The organism is Stenotrophomonas sp. ASS1 (assembly GCF_004346925.1).
Taxonomy (GTDB): domain Bacteria; phylum Pseudomonadota; class Gammaproteobacteria; order Xanthomonadales; family Xanthomonadaceae; genus Stenotrophomonas; species Stenotrophomonas maltophilia_A.
Genome location: NZ_CP031167.1, coordinates 4,425,665 through 4,446,591, shown reverse-complemented (window position 1 = coordinate 4,446,591; position 20,927 = coordinate 4,425,665). Strand labels below are relative to the sequence as shown.

Sequence of the window (20,927 nt, the reverse complement as noted above, 5' to 3'; positions counted from 1 at the left end):
CGGGACGCGCTCAACTCACGCCCGGGGGGGACGCGTCAATTCATCCTGGGCGACCGCATAGGTCGCCACGTCGCCGGCATTCATCCAGCGCGCCGGCAGCGGCGTACCGAAGGCGGCGAAATCGTTCGCCGGCAGGCTCAGCGTGGAGTGGTGGCAGTGGTTATGCGTGCAGGCACCCGTGTGCTTGCTGTCGCTGTCGCTGTCACCGCCTGCATCGTCCGCGAGGGATTCGACATGGGCGCTGCTGGCATGCGGTTCCACCGCACACACCAGTGCGTCGGCCACCGGCACGACCACGAATGCCGCCATCAGCAGCATCATCAGGTACGTACGCAGTTGGCGGGTGATCCGGCGCATGGGGGGGAGGCTAGCAAGCGGTTTTCGCCGGATACAATATCAATGGCCACCTCGGGAATTCGTCGGAACCTCCCGTTCAGGTGCGCCGGGCACGCCAGCTCTGGCAGGTGCCGACCTCCTGCCCTGGTGGGTGTCGACCTTGGTCGACACGCTTTTCGACCTCCGACGCATTGCCGGCCAGCGGCCGGCACTACCCGTATCACGGCAGCTCCGCGATCACCTTGATCTCGAACTGGAACCCGTACAGCCAGGTCACGCCGACTGCCCTGGTAGGTGTCGACCTTGGTCGACACGCTTTTCGACCCCCGACACCTTGCTGCCGGCCGTCGGCCGGCACTACCGCCGGTCTGCAGACAGCTTCGCGATCACCTTGATCTCGAACTGGAACCATACAGCCAGGTCACGCCGACTGCCTTGGTAGGTGTCGACCTTGGTCGACACGCTTTTCGACCCCCGACACATTGCCGGCCAGCGGCCGGCACTACCCGTATCACGGCAGCTTCGCGATCACCTTGATCTCGAACTGGAACCCATACAGCCAGGTCACGCCGATACCGGTCAGGGTCGGGTGCGGTGCTTCGCCCCAGTACTCGGGCACGATCGCCCACGCCTTCTCGAAGTTCTTCTCGGGGTCGACCAGGAACACGGTCACGTCGACCACGTCATCGAAGCTGCAGCCGGCGGCAGCCAGTACCGCATTGAGATTTTCGAAGGCGCGGCGCACCTGCGCTTCGAAGTCCGGCTCAGGCGAACCATCCTCGCGGCTGCCGACCTGGCCGGAGACGAACAGGAAGCCATTGGAACGGATCGCCGGCGAGTAGCGGTTGCGCTCGTACAGGGCCTGGCGGCCGGCGGGGAAAACGACATCACGCTGTGACATGGGGAAGATCCCGTGGGAAAGAACGCCATCCTCCCCGCCAGCGCTGTCTGGATAAACCGCGATGATCGGCCTAGATTGATTGCCAATTCCAAACAATCATGGCCAGCCATGGACCGTTTCGAGGCGATGCGCGCCTTTGCCCGGGTAGTGGAAACCGGCAGCTTCACCCGCGCCGCGCAGACCCTGCAGATCAGCCGCACCACGGCCACCCAGCTGGTGCAGCAGCTGGAGGCGCACCTGCGGCTGCGGTTGCTCAACCGCACCACGCGCCGGGTCAGCGTCACCGCCGATGGCGCGGCCTATTACCCGCGCATCGCCCGCCTGCTGGCCGAGCTGGAAGAGGTGGAGGGTGGACTGGGCGACGCGGCCACCCAGCCGCGTGGCCGCCTGCGGGTCGATGTGCCCGGGCCGTACGCGCGCTTGCGGCTGGTACCGGCGCTGCCGGATTTCCAGGCGCGCTACCCGGAGATCCAGCTGGACATCGGCGTGAGTGACCGCGAGGTGGACGTCATCGCCGACAACGTCGATTGCGTGATCCGTGGTGGCACTCCAGCCGACCCGGCGCTGGTGGCGCGGCCGCTTGCTGCGCTGCCGATCGGCTTCCACGCCAGCCCGGGCTATGTGCAGCGCTTCGGCGTGCCGACCGACCCGCGCGCGCTGGAAGGGCCGGACCACCACATGGTCGGTTTCCTCAGCCCGCGCAGTGGCCGCGCCCGCGTGTTCACTGCACAGCGTGGCGATGAGCGCGTCGAGGTGCAGGGCCGCTATACGGTCGGCTTCGATGATGGAAACGCCTATCTGGCCGCTGCGTTGGCTGGGTTGGGCGTGGTGGCGCTGCCCAGCTACATGGCCGAACCGCACGTGGCGCGTGGTGAGCTGCTGCCGCTGCTGCGGGACTGGCAGCTGCCACCGATGCCGATGCATGTGATGTTCCCGCCCAACCGGCACATGAGCCAGCGGCTGCGGGTGTTCATTGATTGGGTGGTGGAAGCGTTGGGGTGAGTGCATCGGTCGCGTGCGAAAATCCGGCTGCACGTACTGGAGAACGCACACCCTGATGAGCCGCATCGTCGCACTGGATACCGAAACCACCGGCATCTCCCACCGCCTGGGGCACCGGGTGATCGAAATCGGTGCCGTCGAACTGATCGATGGCCAGCTCACCGGCCGCCAGTTCCACACCTACCTGCAGCCGCAGCGCAAGGTGGACTGGGGCGCGCAGCGCGTGCACGGCATCAGCGACGCGATGCTGGTGGGCAAGCCGCTGTTCTCCAGCAAGGCCGCCGAGCTGCTGGAGTTCCTGCGTGGCAGCGAGATGGTCGCGCACAACGCCACCTTCGATGTGGGCTTCCTGGACAACGAGCTGCGCCTGGCTGGCATCCCCGGCACGCTGGCCCAGCATTGCCGCATCACCTGCAGCCTGAAGCTGGCGCGCGGGCGCTGGCCGGGTCAGGGCAACAAGCTGGACGATGTGCTGCAGCGCCTGCGTATTCCCGGCAACCGTGGCCTGCACGGCGCGTTGAAGGATGCCCATCTGCTGGCCCAGGTGATTCCGCATTTGCGCTGAGGCCTGGTCGGCGTTACATCGGCCGCAACCAGCGCTCGATCATTACCACGCCACATGCCACCCCGTCCTCACTGTTCATCGCCACGCCCAAGGCCGCCGCGCGTGCGCGTGTTGCTTCGGTTGCAGCGAAGGTGATGGCTGCTGCCAGCGCTGCTGCATCCAGTCGCTTCGGTGACAACGGTGCCGGTGCTACGCCCAACCGATACAGGCGATCGGCCCAGAAGAACTGATCTGCGGCGAACGGCATCACCAGTGAAGGAATGCCGGCGCGGCAGGCCGAATGCGTGGTGCCGCTGCCACCGTGGTGGATGGCGAATGCGCAACGCGGGAACAGCGCTTCGTGTGGGGTCGGGCCCAGGACGAAGACAGAATCGGGCAAGCGCATCGCAGGCAGTCCCACCCAGCCGGGAAACAGCAGGACACGGCGCGGTGCCAACGCCTGCAGCAGGGCCGGCAACACGCGTTCGCGATCAAAGCCGGTCATGCTGCCGAAGCCCAGATAGACCGGCGGCGGTCCGGCGTCGAGGAAGGCCTGCAGATCGGCCGGCGGCGTCCAGGGCGCATCAGGAAACCGCCATTGGCCACAGACGATGTGGTCGGCCGGCCAGTCCGTCGGTGGCGGCAGCAGCTGCGGCGAGATGCCATAGAGCATCGGCAGGCCGGACCACAGCGAGCGGCGTGGCGATTGCCCCAGCTGCTTGCGGGCCTCGTTGATCGGCTGGCGGAACTGGCGCCAGATCAGGCCGTTGACCAGCCCATAGCTGGCCCGGTTCAACCAGCCCGGCGAGCGTCCCGGCGGCAGGAACGGGGAGCGGAAGGCACGCGTCGGGGTCAGCGGAATCATGCCGGTCCCGATCACCGGCAGACCCCGGCGTTCGCCCACACTCATGCCGACAAAGGCCGCCAGCCCACCCGTCAGGATCGCGTCGCAACCCTCGGCCGCCGCGTCCGCCTGCCGCATCCAGCCAGTGACATGCTGCAGCGCCATCCGTGCCAGTCCGCTACTGGCGGCGGCAACACCGTTGCCACGCGAGACCAGCGCGACCACTTCGTCATGGATATCACCTTCCAGGGACGCATGGGGCACATTCAGCGCCTGCGCGCTGCCCAGCGTGCCGCCATCGGCCAGCAGTGTCACCTCGTGGCCTGCGCCAATCAGCCCATGGCAGAGCATGGCCAGCGGACGCGTATCGCCTTCGGTTCCGTAGGTCAGGGCCAGCAGCCGCATGGAAAGCTCCGCAGTGAACCGGGCCAGTATGCCGGTTGGTGGGCTCCCGGCCCTCCCGGTTCAGTCCCGGCCTGTGGGTAACTTGCGCAAGTGCTTGAACCCGTGCATAATGCGCGGCTCGCTGTGTCCGGTTTTCTACCGGGCGGCGCCCCCGGGAGCACGTCCCCGGCCGCCCAACGCCAGCGTAACCCTTTGATTCTCTTGACGTGTGGTGGGCAACCATCGAGGCCGCCGTCTCCCGGGCTACGGGCTGACACAACTTACTATCGAGGTGCGCAATGTCCCGCGTATGCCAGGTTTCCGGCAAGCGAGTGCAGACGGGTAACAACGTCTCGCACGCCAACAACAAGACCCGTCGTCGTTTCCTGCCGAATCTGCATGAGCGCCGCTTCTGGGTTGCCAGCGAAAACCGCTGGGTGAAGCTTCGTGTTTCCGCGCATGCACTGCGCACCATCGACAAGAACGGCATCGATTCCGTTCTGGCTGAGCTGCGTGCGCGCGGCGAAAAGGTCTGAGGAGTAGACGATCATGGCAGGCAAGCGCGATAAGGTCCGTATGATTTCGACCGCTGGTACCGGTCACTTCTACACGACCGACAAGAACAAGAAGAACACCCCGGGGAAGATGGAATTCTCCAAGTACGATCCGGTCGTGCGTAAGCACGTCCCGTACAAGGAAGGCAAGATCAAGTAATCCGCAAGGATTGCTGATCCCCGCGAAAAAACCCGCCCTTGTGGCGGGTTTTTTCATGCCTGGCATCCAGATGGTGGGTGCCAACCTTGGTTGGCAACTTGTCCCGCCCCCGGTAGGTGTCGACCTTGGTCGACACGCTGTCCCTTCACCCGGTAGGTGCCAACCTTGGTTGGCACGCCGTCCCCACCCCCGGTAGGTGTCGACCTTGGTCGACACGCTGTCCCCCACCCGGTAGGTACAAACCTTGGTTGGCACACGGCTTCAAAGCAGTCGAGCGTGGCTCGACTCTACACACCCCGCTGGGCAGAATGGCCCATCACCTCCCGACGGGCGACGCGATGCTGTTCGAGTGGTTGCTGGGTTCCTACCTGCTGCTGATCGACTGGCTGATCCGGCTGGTCGCGCTGTGCTGGATCCCCACCCGCACCACGCCGGGGGCGGCGCGCAGCTGGCTGCTGCTGGTCGGCTTCGTGCCGCTGCTGGGCCTGCCGCTGTACCTGCTGTTCGGCCACCCGTGGCTGTCGCGCGAGCGCATCCGCCGCCAGGCCGAGGCCTCGCAGGTCATCCGCGAGGAACAGGCGCTGCAGCATCGCCTGCGCTGGGCCCCGCAGCCGGACACCGCCAGCGCCGAGATCGTGCCGCTGGTGCAGCGCCAGGGCGACTTCATGCCGGTGCACGGCAACGCGGTGGACCTGCTGACCGACTACGACGAATCGCTGCACACGCTGATCGCCGACATCGACCAGGCCGAAGACCGCGTGCACCTGCTGTACTACCTGATGTTCGATGACGCGGTGGGGGAGGCGGTGGTCGAGGCGCTGCAGCGCGCAGCGGCGCGTGGCGTGCAGTGCCGGGTGCTGCTCGACGCGGTAGGTGCCAAGCGCGGCCTGCGCGCCTATCGCAAGCGCCTGGAAGCGCGCGACATCGAAGTGCGCGCGATGCTGCCCGGTGGCCTGCGCTGGCGCCGCAGCGGGCGCATGGACCTGCGCAACCACCGCAAGATCGCGGTGATCGACAACGAAGTGGCCTACGTCGGTTCGCAGAACCTGGCGGGCCCGCAGTTCGTGCCCGGCCACCCGAACCGCGAGCTGGTGGCGCGCGTGCGTGGCCCGGCGGTGGCGCATCTGGAAGCGGTGTTCGCCAGCGACTGGTACATGGAAACCGGCCAGCGCCTGGACGTGATCGCCGATGTACCCGAATGCAGCGACGACATCGCCACCCAGCTGCTGCCCAGCGGCCCGGCCTACCCGTACAGCAACGCACGCGACGCGGTGGCGGCGCTGATCCACCTCGCACGGCGGCGGCTGGTGATGGTCACCCCGTACTTCGTGCCCGACGAAGCCACGCTGAGCGCGCTGCGCATCGCGGCGCTGTCCGGCGTGGACGTGCAGCTGATCCTGTCGGCCAGCAACAACCAGCGGCTGACCTCGTGGGCGCAGGAGGCGTACTACGACGAGCTGCTGCGCTGTGGCGTGCGCATCGCCCTGTACGAACCGCAGTTCCTGCACGCCAAGCACATGAGCGTGGACGAGGACATCGCCGTGCTCGGCTCGATCAACATGGATATCCGCTCGTTCGCGCTGAATGCCGAAATCGGCCTGATCTGCTACGACCGCGCGCTGGTGCAGCAGCTGTGCGCGATCGAGGACGGCTACCTGCGCGAGTCGCGACAGCTGGACCTGCAGCAGTGGCGCAGCCGCCCCACGTGGCGGCGCAGCCGCGAAGGCATCGCACGGCTGGCCGATGCGTTGATGTGAGGAAGGCTAGTGAAAAACCGTTGTTCGATTTATTGAACATTATGTTGACAGGGAGCTACGGCCGTCATGAGCAATGAAAATCATGGGCTGCGAATATTCGATGAAGGCGGAAATTTGCTCATTGAGGTTGGGCCATATGTTGTTGATGACGTGCAGGGCTTTGCTGCTGCCGTAGGGGCTGTCGCTTCGACTTGGGCTCAAGCGGAGATCAATCTCTACTGCCTATTTGCAGTACTGCTGAACACGACGCCGGAGGTAGCAGAGGCGAGGCTCAAGAAGTACGGCACTGCGAAGAAGGCGACCGATGAAGCACGGAGGATCGCGGTCGAGAACTTGAGCGGTCTGGAGCTGCAAATTGTCAACGAAGCCTTGGATTCACTAGACGCAGTTCGGCTCCTGCGCAATAGGGTTCAACATGACACTTGGGCACGAAAGGCAGCGGACAGAAATCGCCTCTACCGTGTTCACCGTGATCAATACCTTGCCTTTTCACTAAAGCTACTGGATGTCCAGCAATTGGCTGGAACACCTGGTGAGAGCGAAGCGATAAGGGAAGCCATGAGGTTCCCAGGGGAGATATCAGAGGGGTACTCCGTTCCAGAGGTCGAGAAAATCGCTGGCGATATCGATGCAGTCAGCAAGCTCCTGCTACAGGCAATGTTCACCATCCGGATCAGTCAGGTGAGAGCATCTTCCTGAGCTAGCGCTCCCGGATTGCCGCCTCTTGCCTTCTTCGGATCTTTGGACTTCGACATAAGGCTGTGCCCATCCCGCCCATTTCGGCAATCCGGCCCGTCATCGCCGATGGCCTACAATCGGCACATGACTGATTCACCGCGTAATGGCGAACTGGACCTGGCAATCATCGGTGGTGGTGCGGCCGGGGTGCTGGTGGCGATCCAGGTACTGCGCCAGGCCAAGGCGCCGCTGGCGCTGGCCATTTTCGAACCCGCCTCGCAGCTGGCGCAGGGCATCGCCTATGCCACGCCGTGGCCGGAGCATCTGCTGAACGTGCCGGCGGCGAAGATGAGTGCGTTTGCCGACCAGCCCGGCGATTTCCTCGACTACCTGATGGCCGCCAACGCCTACCCGGGCGAGGCGCGCGAGGTGCTGGGCGAGCGTTACGTGTGCCGCCACTACTTCGCGGCCTACCTGCAGCAGCGCCTGCAGGACGCTGCCGCAGCCAGCCCGGCGCAGCTGCAGGTGATCGCGCAGCCGGTACTGGGCCTGCAGCCGGATGACCACGGCTACCAGCTGACGCTCGGCGATGGCCACACGCTGCACGCCGCGCAGGCGGTGCTCGCCACCGGCAACAGCATGCGCCCGCTGCCGGTGGCCGGTGCCGATGCGCTGCCTGCCGATGATGTGATCGAGGCCTGGGACTACGACGGCGTACGCACCCTGGCCGGCGAACAGGCTGTAGCCATTGTCGGCTCCGGCCTGAGCATGGCCGACACCGTGCTGGCGCTGGTCGCTGCCGGCCACACCGGCCCGCTGCACGTGATCTCGCGCCACGGCCTGCTGCCGTTGCCGCATGCGCATGGCGGCCTGCCCAGCTTCGACCCGGCCACGTTGCTGCCGATGAACCTGCGCCAGCGCCTGCACGCATTGCGCGGGTTCGCACGCCAGACGCAGGCCGACGGCCTGCCGTGGCAGGGCGTGATGGACCGCATCCGTCCGCACGGGCAGGCGCTGTGGTGCAGCCTCGACGCGGCCGACCAGCGCCGCTTCCTGCGCCATGTGGTGCGCTATTGGGACGTGCATCGCCACCGCATCGCCGAAGAAGTGGATGCGCAGCTGCAGTCCCTGCAGGACAGTGGCCAGCTGCGTATTCACCGGTCCCGCCTGCAGCGCGTCTGGCGCGACGGCGATTCACTGCAGCTGTCCGGCCGCGATGCCTCGGGCAATGAACAGCAGTGGATGATCGGCGGGGTGATTAACGCCACCGGCGTGGAGACCCGCGCCAGCGCACTGCGCAATCCGTTGCTGCAGCAGCTGCAGGCCGATGGGCTGGCACGCCCCGGCCCGCATGGACTGGGGTTGGACAGCACGGTGCCGGGCGATCGCCTGCGCGCCGCCGGTGGCCAGCCGCAGGCACGGCTTGGCGTGCTCGGCAGCCTGCGCATCGGCAGCCTGTGGGAAAGCCTGGCGGTGCCTGAACTGCGTCAGCAGGCGCAGGCACTAGCAACCCAGGTGGTCGCAGGAGCCGCGACGGCGATGCCGTAAAATGAGGGCATGGATGTCTCCCACCTGCTTGATGGCCTGAACCCGGCCCAGCGCGAAGCCGTCTCCGCTCCCCCCGGCCACCACCTGGTGCTGGCCGGTGCCGGTTCCGGCAAGACCCGCGTACTCACCCACCGCATCGCCTGGCTGCATGAAGTCGATGGCGTGCCGACCCACGGCATTTTCGCGGTGACCTTCACCAACAAGGCGGCCGGCGAAATGCGCCACCGCATCGACGCACAGCTGCCCAATGGCAGCCGTGGCATGTGGATCGGCACCTTCCACGGCCTGGCCAATCGCCTGCTGCGCCTGCACTGGCAGGACGCGAAGCTGCCCGAAGGCTTCCAGGTGATGGACTCGGACGACCAGCTGCGGCTGGTCAAGCGGGTGGTGCAGGCGCTGGAACTGGACGACGGCAAGTACCCGGCCAAGCAGATCGCGTGGTGGATCAACGCGCAGAAGGACGAGGGTCGCCGCCCGCAGCACATCCAGCCCGAGCCGCACGACGCCTGGCTGGAAACCATGCGCCAGGCCTACATCGAGTACCAGGCACGCTGCGACCGCGCCGGCCTGGTCGACTTCGCCGAGCTGCTGCTGCGCGCGCACGAACTGCTGCGCGACAACCCGGCCCTGCTGGCGCACTACCGCGCGCGCTTCCGCGAAATCCTGGTGGACGAGTTCCAGGACACCAATGCCATCCAGTACGCCTTCGTGCGCGTGCTGGCCGGCGATTCCGGTCACGTGTTCGTGGTCGGCGACGATGACCAGGCCATCTACGGCTGGCGCGGCGCCAAGGTCGAGAACGTGCAGGGCTTCCTGCGCGACTTCCCGGGCGCGCAGACCATCCGCCTGGAACAGAACTACCGCTCCACCGCCAACATCCTCGGCGCCGCCAATGCGGTGATCGCGCACAACCCCGACCGCATCGGCAAGCAGCTGTGGACCGACAGTGGCGACGGTGAGCCGATCGACCTGTACGCCGCCTACAACGAGATGGACGAGGCACGCTACATCGTCGAGCGCGCGCGCCAGTGGGTGCGTGACGGTGGAAGCTATACCGAAGCGGCCGTGCTCTACCGCAGCAATGCGCAGTCGCGCGCGCTGGAAGAAGCGCTGCTGAGCGAACAGGTGCCGTACCGCGTGTACGGCGGCATGCGTTTCTTCGAGCGCGCCGAAATCAAGGACGCGCTGGCCTACCTGCGCCTGCTGTCCAACCGCAACGATGACGCCGCCTTCGAGCGCGCGGTCAACACGCCCACCCGTGGCATCGGCGACCGCACGCTGGACGAAGTGCGCCGCGAGGCGCGCGCGCAGGGTATTTCGCTGTGGGAAGCGACCATGCTGGTCACCCAGGGCAGCGCGCTGGCCGCGCGTGCGCGCAATGCGCTGGCCGGCTTCCTGGTGCTGGTCAACGAGCTGCAGGCGCAAACCGTGCACATGACCCTGGCCGAGCGCGTGGACCACGTGCTGGCCCGCTCGCAGCTGCGCGAGCACTGGAGCAAGGAAAGCCGCAACGCGCTGGACTCGGAATCGCGCACCGACAACCTCGACGAACTGGTCTCGGTAGCCTCTCGCTTCGTGCGTCGCGCCGATGACATCGAGGAAGTGGGCGAGGACATGGACGAGCTGGTCGCGTTCCTGGCCTATGCCGCGCTGGAGGCCGGTGAGGGCCAGGCGCAGGCGGGCGAGGACGGCGTGCAGCTGATGACCCTGCACTCGGCCAAGGGCCTGGAGTTCCCGCTGGTGTTCCTGGCCGGCCTGGAAGAAGGCCTGTTCCCCAGTGCACGCTCGCTGGAGGAAAGCGGGCGGCTGGAAGAAGAGCGCCGCCTGGCCTACGTCGGCATCACCCGCGCGCGCCAGAAACTGGTGCTGAGCTACGCCGAATCGCGCCGCATCCACGGCCAGGACAACTACAGCCTGCCGTCGCGCTTCCTGCGCGAGATTCCCCGCGAGCTGCTGCACGAAGTCCGCCCGAAGGTGCAGGTCTCGCGGCCGGCCTCGATGGGCGCCAGCCGGGTGATGGGCCATGCCTCGATCGAGGCACCGCCGATCAAGCTCGGCGCACTGGTCACCCATCCCAAGTTCGGCGAAGGCATGGTGACCGACTACGAAGGCAACGGCGCCCACGCCCGCGTGCAGGTCGAGTTTGCCGATGCCGGCAGCAAGTGGCTGGTGATGGCGTATGCCAACCTGACGGTGATCTGATCACTGTCGAGGGGGGCGGGAATTCCTGTAGAGCCGAAGGTAGCGGCAGGAGCCGCTGCCAACGTCGCTTGCGACGGCCCGAAGGGTGCCGGTCAGGACGACCGGCATAGCCATGCTCGGCTGCTTGCAGCGGGAAAAGTCAGTCGAGCACGGCTCGACTCTACAAAAGCGAGTATCCATGACCCGCAACGTGCTCTTCCTCTGCAGCCAGAACCGCCTGCGCAGCCCCACCGCCGAGCAGGTATTTGCCGATTGGCCGGGCATCGAGACCGCCTCAGCCGGGTTGCTGGCCGACGCCGAGGAAGTACTCAGCCCCGAGTTGCTGCAGTGGGCCGACCTGGTGTTCGTGATGGAGAAGGCGCACCGCAACCGTCTGTCCAGCCGTTACAAGGCATGGCTGAACGGCAAGCGGGTGATCTGTCTGGATATCCCCGACGACTACGACTACATGGACCCGGTGCTGGTGGAGCTGCTCAAGCGCAAGGTGGCGCCGTTTCTGCGTTGACGGGCTGTTGTAGAGTCGAGCTTGCTCGACTGCCTTGTGCCACGCTAGAAGCAGTCGAGCAAGCTATGCCGGTCGTCCTGACCGGCACCCTTCGGGCCGTCGCAAGCGACGTTGGCAGCGGCTCCTGCCGCTACCTTCGACTCTACAATGGGGCCTGACATCTTCCAGGAACGCCCCCATGACCGAACCCACGCTGCACGTCACCGTGAAGTTGAACGCCCGGCTGCAGCCGGAGCATCGCCACGAACTGTTCGAGGATCCGCTCGATGCGCTGCTGCAGGCAGCCCAGGTGGGCGAGCTGACCGGCGGCGGCACCGCGATGTCCGACCTCGGCGAGGTCGAATACGGCGATATCGAAGTGGCGCTGGTCGATGCGGCCGGCGTGCCGAAGCTGATCGACCTGCTGGAACAGCTGGGCGCGCCGAAGGGTTCGCAGCTGCAGGGTGCGGGCGAGGCCGACCGCAGCTTCGGCGTGACCGAAGGCCTGGGCATCTACCTGGACGGCCTGACCTTGCCGGACGAGGTCTACGAACAGTGCGATTCCAACCACGTGTTCGAGCAGCTGTCGGAGAACATCGATGGCCTGGGCGAGATCTGCAGCTGGTGGCAGGGCCCGACCGAAACGGCGCTGTACATGTATGGCGAATCGTTCGAGGCGATGCGTGATGCGATCGCTGAATTCGTTGCCAGCTACCCGCTGTGCCAGAACGCGCGCGTGGTGCAGATCGCCTGAGCGACGTTGTCGTAGAGCCGAAGGTAGCGGCAGGAGCCGCTGCCAACGTCGCTTGCGACGGCCCGAAGGGTGCCGGTCAGGACGACCGGCATAGCCCACGCTCGGCTCATGCACCCGAAGCCGAGCTTGGGCTCGGCTCTACAGAAGAGGGCGGGCCGGGCCCTTCCCCCGGACCACATGACGATGCGCACACGCCGCTGCGCGGCGCCGGATTGATCCTGCTCAAGGCGCGGCCTGCACATCCGGTGTGCAATGGTGTTGTTCCCATCTGGCAGACCGCCACGGAGCCCCACCATGTACAAGCGCATCCTGATTGCCACTGACGGGTCCGAGCTGGCCGACAAGGGCCTGGCCAAGGGCCTGGAGCTGGCCAAGGACCTCAATGCCGAGGTCGATATCGTCACTGTTTCCGAGCCGTGGGCCGTCGGTATGTACGACGCCATGGGCTGGAGCGTCGGCTACATGAACAGCCCCGAGTACAAGGCCGACCGCGAGGAAGGCGCGCAGAAGGTGCTGCAGCCGGCGCTGGCCAAGGCCGCCGAGCAGGGCATCACCGCCAATCCGGTGCACGTGCTGGACCGTTACGCCGCCGACGGCATCATCGAGACAGCAGGGGAGCGCAACAGCGACCTGATCGTGATGACCTCGCATGGCCGCCGTGGCGTGACCCGCGTGCTGCTGGGCAGCCAGACTGCCGAAGTGCTGGCGCGCAGCACGCTGCCGGTGCTGGTCATCCGCTGATCCACACCCACTGATTCAAGCGTTCCCGGGGAGGGGACCCGACGCCGGCCGCAGGATGCGCGCCGGCGTTGTTCTTTCTGGGGGGGCGGGAGGCTCATATCCACGCATGGCGTGGATCTACTGATAGGCGGTCACCCACGCATGACCTGGATCCACGTCCGTTGTCCCGGTAGATCCACGCCATGCGTGGATGGGCCGTGCCGATCGCCTTGATGGGGTCAGAGCCCTTTCCTGTGGAAAGGGATCCGACCCCGCCGCATCACCAGCTGTACAGCTTCCAGTACACCGGCGACACGCCGTCCTTGTCGTTGTCCATGCGGCCGTCGCCGTTCTTGTCGTACATGTAGAACGGGGCGCCGCGCGACGGGGTCACCTTGACCATGCGCAGCTGGCCGGACACGCGGTATTCCTCGATGGTGTCACCGTTGTCCATGGTGCGCTTGGACACATCCGCGCCCTTGACGTCCACCGGGGGAGCGCCCGCGCCACCCATGCTGGCGCAGCCAGCGAGCAGGAGCAGGGAAGCCAGCATCAGGGTCTTCATCGGCGGGGGCCTTTGCCTGGAAAGAGCCTTGATTATGCCCCATCGCCGCGGCTGTGCCGTGTCGTCGCAGTGCAGGCACGGGCGCGTAGAATCGACCCATGAGCAGATTAGTCCTGATCGACGGGTCCAGTTACCTGTACCGCGCGTTCCACGCGCTGCCGCCCCTGTCCAATGCACAGGGCGAACCCACCGGCGCGCTGTTCGGCGTGGTCAACATGCTGCGCTCGACACTGAAGGAGCGCCCGGCCTACGTGGCGTTCGTGGTCGATGCGCCGGGCAAGACCTTCCGCGATGACCTGTATGACCAGTACAAGGCCAACCGCCCGCCGATGCCCGACGAGCTGCGCAGCCAGGTCGAACCGATGTGCCGCATCGTCGAAGCGCTGGGCATCAGCATCCTGCGTGTTCCCGGCGTGGAGGCCGATGATGTGATCGGCACGCTGGCCCTGCAGGGCGTGGCACAGGACCTGAAGGTGACCATCTCCACCGGCGACAAGGACTTTGCCCAGCTGGTGCGGCCGGGCATCGAGCTGGTCAACACCATGACCGGCAGTCGCATGGATTCCGATGCCGCAGTGATGGAGAAGTTCGGCGTGCGCGCCGACCAGATCATCGACCTGCTGGCGCTGATGGGCGACACCGTCGACAACGTGCCGGGCGTGGAGAAGTGCGGGCCGAAGACCGCTGCCAAGTGGCTGGCCGAGTACCAGCACCTGGACGGGGTGATGGCGGCCGCGCCGACCATGAAGGGCAAGATCGGCGAGAACCTGCGCGCCGCGCTGGAGCGCCTGCCGCTGAACCGTGAGCTGGTGACCATCCGCACCGACGTGGAGCTGGACGCCGGCCCGACCACGCTGGCCCTGCGCGAGCAGGACGTGCCGGCGCTGACCGAGCTGTACACGCGCTACGGCTTCACCCAGGCGCTGAAGGAACTGGGTGCGCCGCTGCCGGCGCCGGCTGCCGCCAGCGAGGCCACCCCGAGCCTGCGCGGTACCGCCGCAGGCTTCGCCCGTGGCAGTGCCGAGGCGCCAGCCGCTGGCACGCTGGATCCGGCGCTGGCCGCACCGGGTGAATACGAGACCGTGCTGACCAGCGAGCAGCTGCAGGCCTGGGTCGAGCGCCTGCAGCAGGCCGAGCTGATCAGCTTCGACACCGAAACCGATGCGCTGGACGCGATGCGCGCGCGCCTGGTCGGCGTCAGCCTGGCGGTCGAGCCGGGCAAGGCGGCCTACATTCCGGTCGGCCACGATTACCCGGGTGCGCCGGCGCAGCTGCCGATGCAGCAGGTGCTGGATGCGCTGCGCCCGGTGCTGCAGGACCCGGCCAAGAAAAAGCTGGGCCAGCATGGCAAGTACGACCTGCATGTGCTGCGCCGCCACGGCGTGGACGTGCAGGGCTACCACGATGACACCATGCTCGAGAGCTTCGTGCTCAATTCCACCGCCACCCGCCACGACATGGATTCGCTGGCCCTGCGCTACCTGGGCTACAGCACCATCAAGTTCGAGGACGTGGCCGGCAAGGGTGCCAAGCAGATTCCGTTCTCGCAGGTGGGCATCGACGAAGCCAGCCGCTATGCGGCCGAGGACGCCGACGTCACCCTGCGCCTGCACCGCGCGCTGCAGCCGCAGCTGCTGGCCGAGCCGGCGCTGGACAGCGTGTACCGCGACATCGAGATGCCGCTGGTGCCGGTGCTGACCACGATCGAAGCCAACGGCGTGCGGATCGACACCGACGAACTGCGCCGGCAGAGCCAGGACCTGTCCTCGCGCATGCTGGCCGCGCAGCAGAAGGCCACCGAGCTGGCCGGCCGCAGCTTCAACCTGGATTCGCCCAAGCAGCTGCAGGCGGTGCTGTTCGATGAGCTGAAGCTGCCGGCGGTGGTGAAGACCCCGAAGGGCCAGCCCAGCACCAATGAAGAGGCGCTGGAGGCGATCGCCGACCAGCACGAGCTGCCGCGGGTGATCCTGGACTACCGGGGCCTGGCCAAGCTGCGCAGCACCTACACCGACAAGCTGCCGGAGATGGTCAACCCGGACACCGGCCGAGTGCATACCAGCTACCACCAGTCCGGTGCCGCCACCGGCCGCCTGTCCTCGTCGGACCCGAACCTGCAGAACATCCCGATCCGCACCGAGGATGGCCGCCGCATCCGCCGCGCGTTCATCGCCCCGGAGGGCTTTCAGCTGCTGGCGGCCGACTATTCGCAGATCGAGCTGCGGATCATGGCCCACCTGTCCGAGGACCCGGGCCTGGTGCGTGCCTTCGAGCAGGGCGCCGACGTCCACCGCGCCACTGCCGCCGAGGTGTTCGGGCGCACGCTGGAGGAAGTGACCCCGAACGAGCGCCGCGCGGCCAAGGCGATCAACTTCGGGCTGATGTACGGCATGAGCGCCTTCGGCCTGGCGCGCAACCTGGGCATCGACCGTGGCCAGGCGCAGGACTACGTGGCGCTGTACTTCAGCCGCTACCCGGGCGTGCGTGATTTCATGGAGCGGATGCGCCAGCAGGCCCGCGACCAGGGCTATGTGGAAACCCTGTTCGGCCGCCGCCTGTACCTGAACGACATTCATGCACGTAACCAGGGCCTGCGCGCCGGCGCCGAGCGCGCCGCGATCAACGCGCCGATGCAGGGCACCGCCGCAGACATCATCAAGCGCGCGATGGTGGACGTGGACCAGTGGCTGCGTGACAGCGGTGCACCGGCACGGATGATCCTGCAGGTGCACGATGAACTGGTGTTCGAAACCGAAAGCAGTTTCGTCGAGGAGTTGCGTTTGCAGGTGGTCGAGCGCATGTCGCAAGCGGCCAAACTGCGGGTGCCGCTGGTGGTCGATACCGGCATCGGCAACAACTGGGACGAAGCACACTGAGGGTGTTTCAGGCCGAAAACGACGTGAATTCGTTCATTCGTCAGAGGTTTCTGACTCAATCATGAATGTTGCCCTGATGGAGGTTCATTAAATTGGGCCCCTTCACGAACCGTTAGTGTTCGGAGTGCTTCTATAACTCTCAACAGGCGCAACGCCTGTTGTGGATCTCTCCCATCCCCTGGAGCAGATCTCGGAACGGGGACTCCTCCCCAAGTGCCCGTTCCCCGGCCCCGTTGACCTCCCCCTGGTCAGCGGGGCTTTTTATTTGTGCCGTTGCCAGACGCCATGGCCTGCGCCACGCTGGGCCACCGCTCCGCAGGGGAAGACAATGCCCGACCTGTTCGCTCTGGCCATGCCGTGGTGGGAGTTCATCCTGCGCGCGGTGGTGGTGTATGTCGTGGTGCTGGGCATGGTCCGGCTCGGTGGCAAGCGGGCTCTGGGACAGATCACGCCCTTCGACGTGCTGCTGATCGTGTTGCTGGGCAACGCGGTACAAAACGCGCTGCTTGGCACGGACACCTCGCTGGGCGGAGGCCTGCTGCTGGCGGCCACCCTGATCGTGCTGAATTACGGGGTGGGCTGGCTGACCACCCGGAATCGCCGCATGGAGCGGATGATCGAAGGAGAGCCCACCGTGATCGCGCGTGATGGCCGGCTGCTGGAGGGTGTTCTCCGCCGCGAACTGATCAGCCCGGCCGATTTCGACGCCGCGCTGCGCCAGCAGGGCGGGCTGCGGATCGAAGACGTGCAGGTCGCGCTGCTGGAGACGACCGGGCACATCACGATCATCGCGCGGAAGCACAGCTGATCTTGTAGCGCCGGGCCCAGGCTCGGCCGCCCTTCACCGCCTACGCGTGCCCACCAGGCCCTTGCCCAGCGCGACGACATCCATCAGAGCCAGTCGCGCGGCACCAGGTAATCGGCCAGGCGTGCCTCGGCGCTACCCGCTTCCGGGGTGAAGCCGTACTCCCAGCGCACCCGCGGCGGCAGGCTCATCAGGATGCTTTCGCTGCGGCCACCACTCTGCAGGCCAAACAGCGTGCCGCGGTCGTAGACCAGGTTGAATTCCACATAGCGGCCGCGTCGGTACAGCTGGAACTCGCGTTCGCGCTCGCCGTAGGCGGTGTCCTTGCGCTGCTGCACGATCGGCAGGTAGGCATCCAGGAAGCCATCGCCGACCGCACGCAGATAGTCGAAATCGCGCTCGAAGTCGCCGTGCAGGTCGTCGAAGAACAGGCCGCCGACGCCGCGCGTTTCATTGCGGTGGCGCAGGAAGAAGTACTCGTCGCACCAGCGCTTGTGCGCGGCATAGCGTTCTTCGCCGAACGGGGCGCACAGGTCGCGCGCGACCCGGTGCCAGTGCTGCACGTCCTCGTCGAACGGATAGAACGGGGTCAGGTCGAAGCCACCGCCGAACCAGCTGGCCACCACTTCGCCGTCGCGCTGCGCCTGGAAGAAGCGCACGTTGGCATGGGTGGTCGGCACGTAGGGGTTGAGCGGGTGGAACACCAGCGACACGCCAGTGGCACGCCAGGAGGCGCCAGCCAGTTCCGGACGGTTGGCCGAGGCCGATGGCGGCAGGCGGCTGCCGGCCACGTCGGAGAAGCCGATGCCGGCCTGCTCGAACACCGCACCGTCGCGCAGCACGCGGGTACGCCCGCCACCGCCCTCGGCCCGCTGCCACAGGTCTTCCTGGAAGTGGGCCTGGCCATCGACGGCCTCGATCGCCGCACAGATGCGGTCCTGCAGGTCGGTGAGGTAGGCGCGCACGCGCTCGAATTCGTTCATGGCGCGTACTTTACCGCAGGGCCCGCCCGAAGCTGCGGGCAGGCCCTGGCCGGCTCAGCGCTTGCGGTTGGAGTTGCGCGGCGCCGGAGCGTCGTCCTCGGCTGCCTCGTCAACCGCCTTCTGCAGGGCACCACCCAGCGTGATCAGCTCCCAGTTCTGGGTGCCGAGCACGTCGCAGGCCACATGCAGGCCGCTGCGGTCGGCCTTGCACAGCTGCTCCAGGGTTGCCCGTGCGTCCAGTTCCGCGCCGTTGCCCTGCGCGGTCACCAGGTTCTCGCACCCTTCGCGCACGCCGGCGCGGCAGACCGTGGTGTAGTGTTCGGCAGCCTGCAGCCAGTTCCCGGACAGCGCAAGGCGGTTGCCGAGAATGTTGCAGCCCTGCAGCTTGCCCTGCGCGCAGCAGGCTTCGGCACCGCCCTCGTTGGCCAGCGCCAGCGGGCAATCCTGCGGCAGTGGCAGCACCTTGAACTGCTTCGGTGCACTGCACCGGGTCGGGCCCTCGCCGGTGGGGACGAACACCTGGAAGCGGGTCCAGTTATCCAGGCCCAGCAACTGGCCGCCGGGCAGCGGGCGCAGCACGAAGTCGCCGTCCCGGTCGTGGTGGATGCGGATGTCGCCCGCTTCGACGCGTGCGCGAAGATGGCTGCTCCAGCCCACACCGACCAGGCCGGCGTCACCGAAGTCCAGCGTGTCCATCAGGCCGCCGTCGGACCGGTAATTGCCGCAGGGCAATGCAGTTGCGGGCTGCGGTCGCAGCGATGCGCCCACTGCCTGCAACGCCGGCAGGCGCTCGCAGGTGGCGGTGTCATTGCCGGGGGTGCAGGCTGCAGCCAGGGCCTGCACCGCCTGCTGGGGATCTCCCGCGTCCCAGGACAGCTCAGCCACGCGGGTGCAGAAACCGCCGTGCGCTACCTCGCGGCATAACCGCAACAACTGTTGCCGCCGCTCAGCTGGAATGATCACCGGCACGGTCGGCGCCGTCATCGTCACCATGGCTTCGGTCATGGCGGCCGTCATCGCGGCCTTGACCAGCTGCTCCTGCGCCGCCGGGTCGGCCTCGAGTGCGGCGGCACACGCCGGGGTTCCCTGTTCGAAGCCACCGTTGTCACAGGCGGCGGGGAGTTTGATGTCGGACAAGGCGGCGTCGAGCGCTGCCTTTGCCAGGGCGGGATCGGCCTCGACCGTGGGTTTGGCCTCCTCGTGCCAACGATCGGCCAGTTGCAGGCACATGCCGGGCACGCCTTCCCGGCACCCTGCTTCCAGCGCGGTCGGGGTCGCTTCGCGACGGTTGTCCAGGCACGCGGCCGCATCGGCCAGGCAGCTGCCATCAACCGGCGTGGCGGCTGCGGCGCACTGTGCTGCCGCCTGCAGGAGGTAGACCGTGCCATCTACCTCGACCGTGCGGCCACGATCGCGCACCTGCAGCGCGCTGGGCAGGCCGTACTCCAGGTTCACCAGCTGCAGCTTTCCGTCGATCTGCTGGAACGCGACCGGAGACGGCGCACTGCCGAAGTGCTTCTGCTCGCCGCGGTTGGGTGAGCTGATGCGCAGCGTGCTGCTGCCTTCATCGGCCTTGAACAGGCCGCATTGCGGCGATTGTGCGGCAGCCATCGGCGCGGCCAGCAGCAACGCCCAGGCCAGCCAGCGGCGGCGCGGTGCGGGTGAATGCATGTCGTCTCCTTGACGATCGAACGGGAAGCTCCTGGCGCTACGGCGAACCCTGGCCCTCGCGCGGGGGCGTGCATTGTGCCGTGCCGGGCACGAGCTGGTAACGCTGGTAGGCCGTCTGGTTGTCCATGCCGAGCAGGTCGCCGTTGCCGAGCTGGCGCAGCACAAGGGTTTCGCCGTTCTGCTGCAGCTGGACGGCGCCATCGTGCAGGCGGGCACGCGCGCCATCACCGAAGTCGAGCATGTCGATCACGCCACCGTCGGCCTGGTAGCGGCCGCACGGTACCTGCTGCAACGGCACCAGGCGCAGGTCGGCGCCGAGTTCACGCAGTGGCGCGGTACGTCCACAGGCACTGATGCGGCCTGCATCGCAGACCACCTGCAGGGCCTGCACTGCCAACGCAGGTTCCAGCGCGTTCAATTGCTGCGCGGCCACTTCCACGCAGAGGCGGCCACTGCGGTGCTGCAGGCACCGCTGCTGCAGCTGATCGCGAGCAGCGGCCTGAAGCGGCGAACCCAGCGTGTCTTCGTCTTCCTGCTGCAGGCGTTGATTCACCCGCTGCATGGCGGCAGCCAATGCATCATTGGTCAGCGCCTCGCAGGCCTGCGGGTCATGCCCGGGCGTGTGTTCGCGGCAGGCAGGCGGGCGTTCAAAGCCCGTGGCACCGACGTCGTCGGTGGCCTTTGCTGGGCTGCCATCCCGCAGTTGTCGCAGCAGCGCCGAGCAGCCCGCGCCAACGCCTTCGTCGCACGCGCGCTGGATCTGGCCGGGCGAAGCCGCGGGCAGCTGCGCAATGCAGTGGCTGCCGGCGGCGCGGCAGCTGCCGGCAATCGCGGCGGGTTCGCTGGCGCAGCCCCGGGACTGGCGCAGCGTGTAGACCACCACGTCGTCTTCGATGCGCTGCCCATCGGCGCTGATCCGGACCGGCAGTGCCACGCCATCGTCGAGCATGACCAGTCGGGCCTGCGCCGCACTGCGATCAACCCACAGCGGCCCCGGCTCGCTGCCGTCGTCGCGGCGGTAGCCGCTGCTGGGTGATGTGAATATCAGCGCCATGCCACCGTCGGTGCTGCGGTATTCGCCACAGCGCAGCGCATCGGCGGCGGCAGGCAGCGCGGCGAACAGCAGCAGCGCGGGGAGAAGGGTCAGCAAGCGCATGCGACG

Annotated in this window: 20 protein-coding genes and 1 pseudogene; 13 read left to right on the top strand and 8 right to left on the bottom strand. The window is 66.9% G+C overall.

Translation table 11 applies throughout. From position 1 onward, the window contains the following. Positions 1–15: 15 nt before the first annotated feature. The 3 genes and pseudogenes from MG068_RS20530 to MG068_RS20525 form a co-directional block, all read right to left on the bottom strand. On the bottom strand, positions 16–357 hold the full coding sequence (locus MG068_RS20530; protein ID WP_049399170.1) for a hypothetical protein: 342 nt from the start codon (positions 355–357) through the stop codon (positions 16–18). Positions 358–556: 199 nt separating this feature from the next. Beyond that, positions 557–643 (bottom strand): annotated as a pseudogene (locus MG068_RS21360) (RidA family protein); the annotation flags it as partial. A 204-nt stretch (positions 644–847) separates the two neighbouring features. Next, entirely contained in the window at positions 848–1,237 is a 390-nt protein-coding gene (locus MG068_RS20525) for a RidA family protein (RefSeq protein WP_012512496.1), read from the bottom strand. Positions 1,238–1,345: 108 nt separating this feature from the next. Here MG068_RS20525 and MG068_RS20520 point away from each other — a divergent pair, with 108 nt between their 5' ends. Beyond that, positions 1,346–2,239 carry a LysR family transcriptional regulator gene (locus MG068_RS20520; protein WP_132811041.1) on the top strand — a complete coding sequence of 298 codons (894 nt, stop codon included), beginning with the start codon at positions 1,346–1,348 and terminating at the stop codon, positions 2,237–2,239. Positions 2,240–2,294: 55 nt separating this feature from the next. Continuing rightward, on the top strand, positions 2,295–2,804 hold the full coding sequence (gene dnaQ, locus MG068_RS20515) for a DNA polymerase III subunit epsilon (RefSeq protein ID WP_032130518.1): 510 nt from the start codon (positions 2,295–2,297) through the stop codon (positions 2,802–2,804). 13 nt (positions 2,805–2,817) lie between these two features. On the opposite strand, the gene MG068_RS20510 is transcribed toward dnaQ, so the two are convergent. Further along, positions 2,818–4,032 carry a glycosyltransferase gene (locus MG068_RS20510; protein ID WP_132811040.1) on the bottom strand — a complete coding sequence of 405 codons (1,215 nt, stop codon included), beginning with the start codon at positions 4,030–4,032 and terminating at the stop codon, positions 2,818–2,820. 278 nt (positions 4,033–4,310) lie between these two features. Between MG068_RS20510 and rpmB the strand changes: the two genes are divergently transcribed. The 9 genes from rpmB to MG068_RS20465 all read left to right on the top strand — a co-directional run bounded on the left by rpmB (position 4,311) and on the right by MG068_RS20465 (position 12,889). Continuing rightward, the gene (gene rpmB / locus MG068_RS20505; protein ID WP_005411638.1) at positions 4,311–4,547 is read left to right on the top strand and encodes a 50S ribosomal protein L28; all 237 of its coding nucleotides are present in this window, start codon (positions 4,311–4,313) and stop codon (positions 4,545–4,547) included. A 10-nt stretch (positions 4,548–4,557) separates the two neighbouring features. Beyond that, positions 4,558–4,725: a 50S ribosomal protein L33 gene (gene rpmG / locus MG068_RS20500; RefSeq protein ID WP_170272460.1), complete on the top strand. Its 168-nt coding sequence runs from the start codon at positions 4,558–4,560 to the stop codon at positions 4,723–4,725. A gap of 338 nt (positions 4,726–5,063) precedes the next feature. Further along, on the top strand, positions 5,064–6,482 hold the full coding sequence (gene cls / locus MG068_RS20495; protein WP_014038958.1) for a cardiolipin synthase: 1,419 nt from the start codon (positions 5,064–5,066) through the stop codon (positions 6,480–6,482). A 66-nt stretch (positions 6,483–6,548) separates the two neighbouring features. Beyond that, the gene (locus MG068_RS20490) at positions 6,549–7,181 is read left to right on the top strand and encodes a hypothetical protein (RefSeq protein ID WP_132811039.1); all 633 of its coding nucleotides are present in this window, start codon (positions 6,549–6,551) and stop codon (positions 7,179–7,181) included. A 105-nt stretch (positions 7,182–7,286) separates the two neighbouring features. Beyond that, complete coding sequence (locus MG068_RS20485; RefSeq protein ID WP_132811038.1) at positions 7,287–8,708, top strand: FAD/NAD(P)-binding protein; 1,422 nt, start codon at positions 7,287–7,289, stop codon at positions 8,706–8,708. A gap of 9 nt (positions 8,709–8,717) precedes the next feature. Continuing rightward, on the top strand, positions 8,718–10,910 hold the full coding sequence (uvrD, locus tag MG068_RS20480; RefSeq protein WP_132811037.1) for a DNA helicase II: 2,193 nt from the start codon (positions 8,718–8,720) through the stop codon (positions 10,908–10,910). 178 nt (positions 10,911–11,088) lie between these two features. Continuing rightward, the gene (locus MG068_RS20475) at positions 11,089–11,415 is read left to right on the top strand and encodes a low molecular weight protein tyrosine phosphatase family protein (protein WP_053498324.1); all 327 of its coding nucleotides are present in this window, start codon (positions 11,089–11,091) and stop codon (positions 11,413–11,415) included. A 178-nt stretch (positions 11,416–11,593) separates the two neighbouring features. Further along, positions 11,594–12,148 (top strand): hypothetical protein, encoded by a 555-nt coding sequence (locus MG068_RS20470; RefSeq protein ID WP_132811036.1) that lies wholly within the window; start codon positions 11,594–11,596, stop codon positions 12,146–12,148. A 294-nt stretch (positions 12,149–12,442) separates the two neighbouring features. Beyond that, positions 12,443–12,889, top strand: a complete 447-nt coding sequence (locus MG068_RS20465) for a universal stress protein (RefSeq protein WP_005411629.1) — start codon at positions 12,443–12,445, stop codon at positions 12,887–12,889. Between the two features lie 259 nt (positions 12,890–13,148). On the opposite strand, the gene MG068_RS20460 is transcribed toward MG068_RS20465, so the two are convergent. Next, positions 13,149–13,433 (bottom strand): DUF2782 domain-containing protein, encoded by a 285-nt coding sequence (locus MG068_RS20460; protein WP_014038952.1) that lies wholly within the window; start codon positions 13,431–13,433, stop codon positions 13,149–13,151. Between the two features lie 98 nt (positions 13,434–13,531). Between MG068_RS20460 and polA the strand changes: the two genes are divergently transcribed. Beyond that, positions 13,532–16,306: a DNA polymerase I gene (gene polA / locus MG068_RS20455; protein ID WP_132811035.1), complete on the top strand. Its 2,775-nt coding sequence runs from the start codon at positions 13,532–13,534 to the stop codon at positions 16,304–16,306. Between the two features lie 328 nt (positions 16,307–16,634). Continuing rightward, positions 16,635–17,114 carry a DUF421 domain-containing protein gene (locus MG068_RS20450; RefSeq protein WP_049424227.1) on the top strand — a complete coding sequence of 160 codons (480 nt, stop codon included), beginning with the start codon at positions 16,635–16,637 and terminating at the stop codon, positions 17,112–17,114. 83 nt (positions 17,115–17,197) lie between these two features. Here MG068_RS20450 and hemF read toward each other — a convergent pair whose 3' ends face one another. Genes hemF through MG068_RS20435 form a run of 3 tightly spaced genes read right to left on the bottom strand, consistent with a single transcriptional unit; the run spans position 17,198 to position 20,921 of the window. Continuing rightward, positions 17,198–18,094, bottom strand: a complete 897-nt coding sequence (gene hemF / locus MG068_RS20445) for an oxygen-dependent coproporphyrinogen oxidase (RefSeq protein WP_132811034.1) — start codon at positions 18,092–18,094, stop codon at positions 17,198–17,200. 54 nt (positions 18,095–18,148) lie between these two features. After that, on the bottom strand, positions 18,149–19,765 hold the full coding sequence (locus MG068_RS20440) for a hypothetical protein (protein ID WP_132811033.1): 1,617 nt from the start codon (positions 19,763–19,765) through the stop codon (positions 18,149–18,151). 37 nt (positions 19,766–19,802) lie between these two features. After that, positions 19,803–20,921, bottom strand: a complete 1,119-nt coding sequence (locus MG068_RS20435) for a hypothetical protein (protein WP_132811032.1) — start codon at positions 20,919–20,921, stop codon at positions 19,803–19,805. Positions 20,922–20,927: the final 6 nt, after the last annotated feature.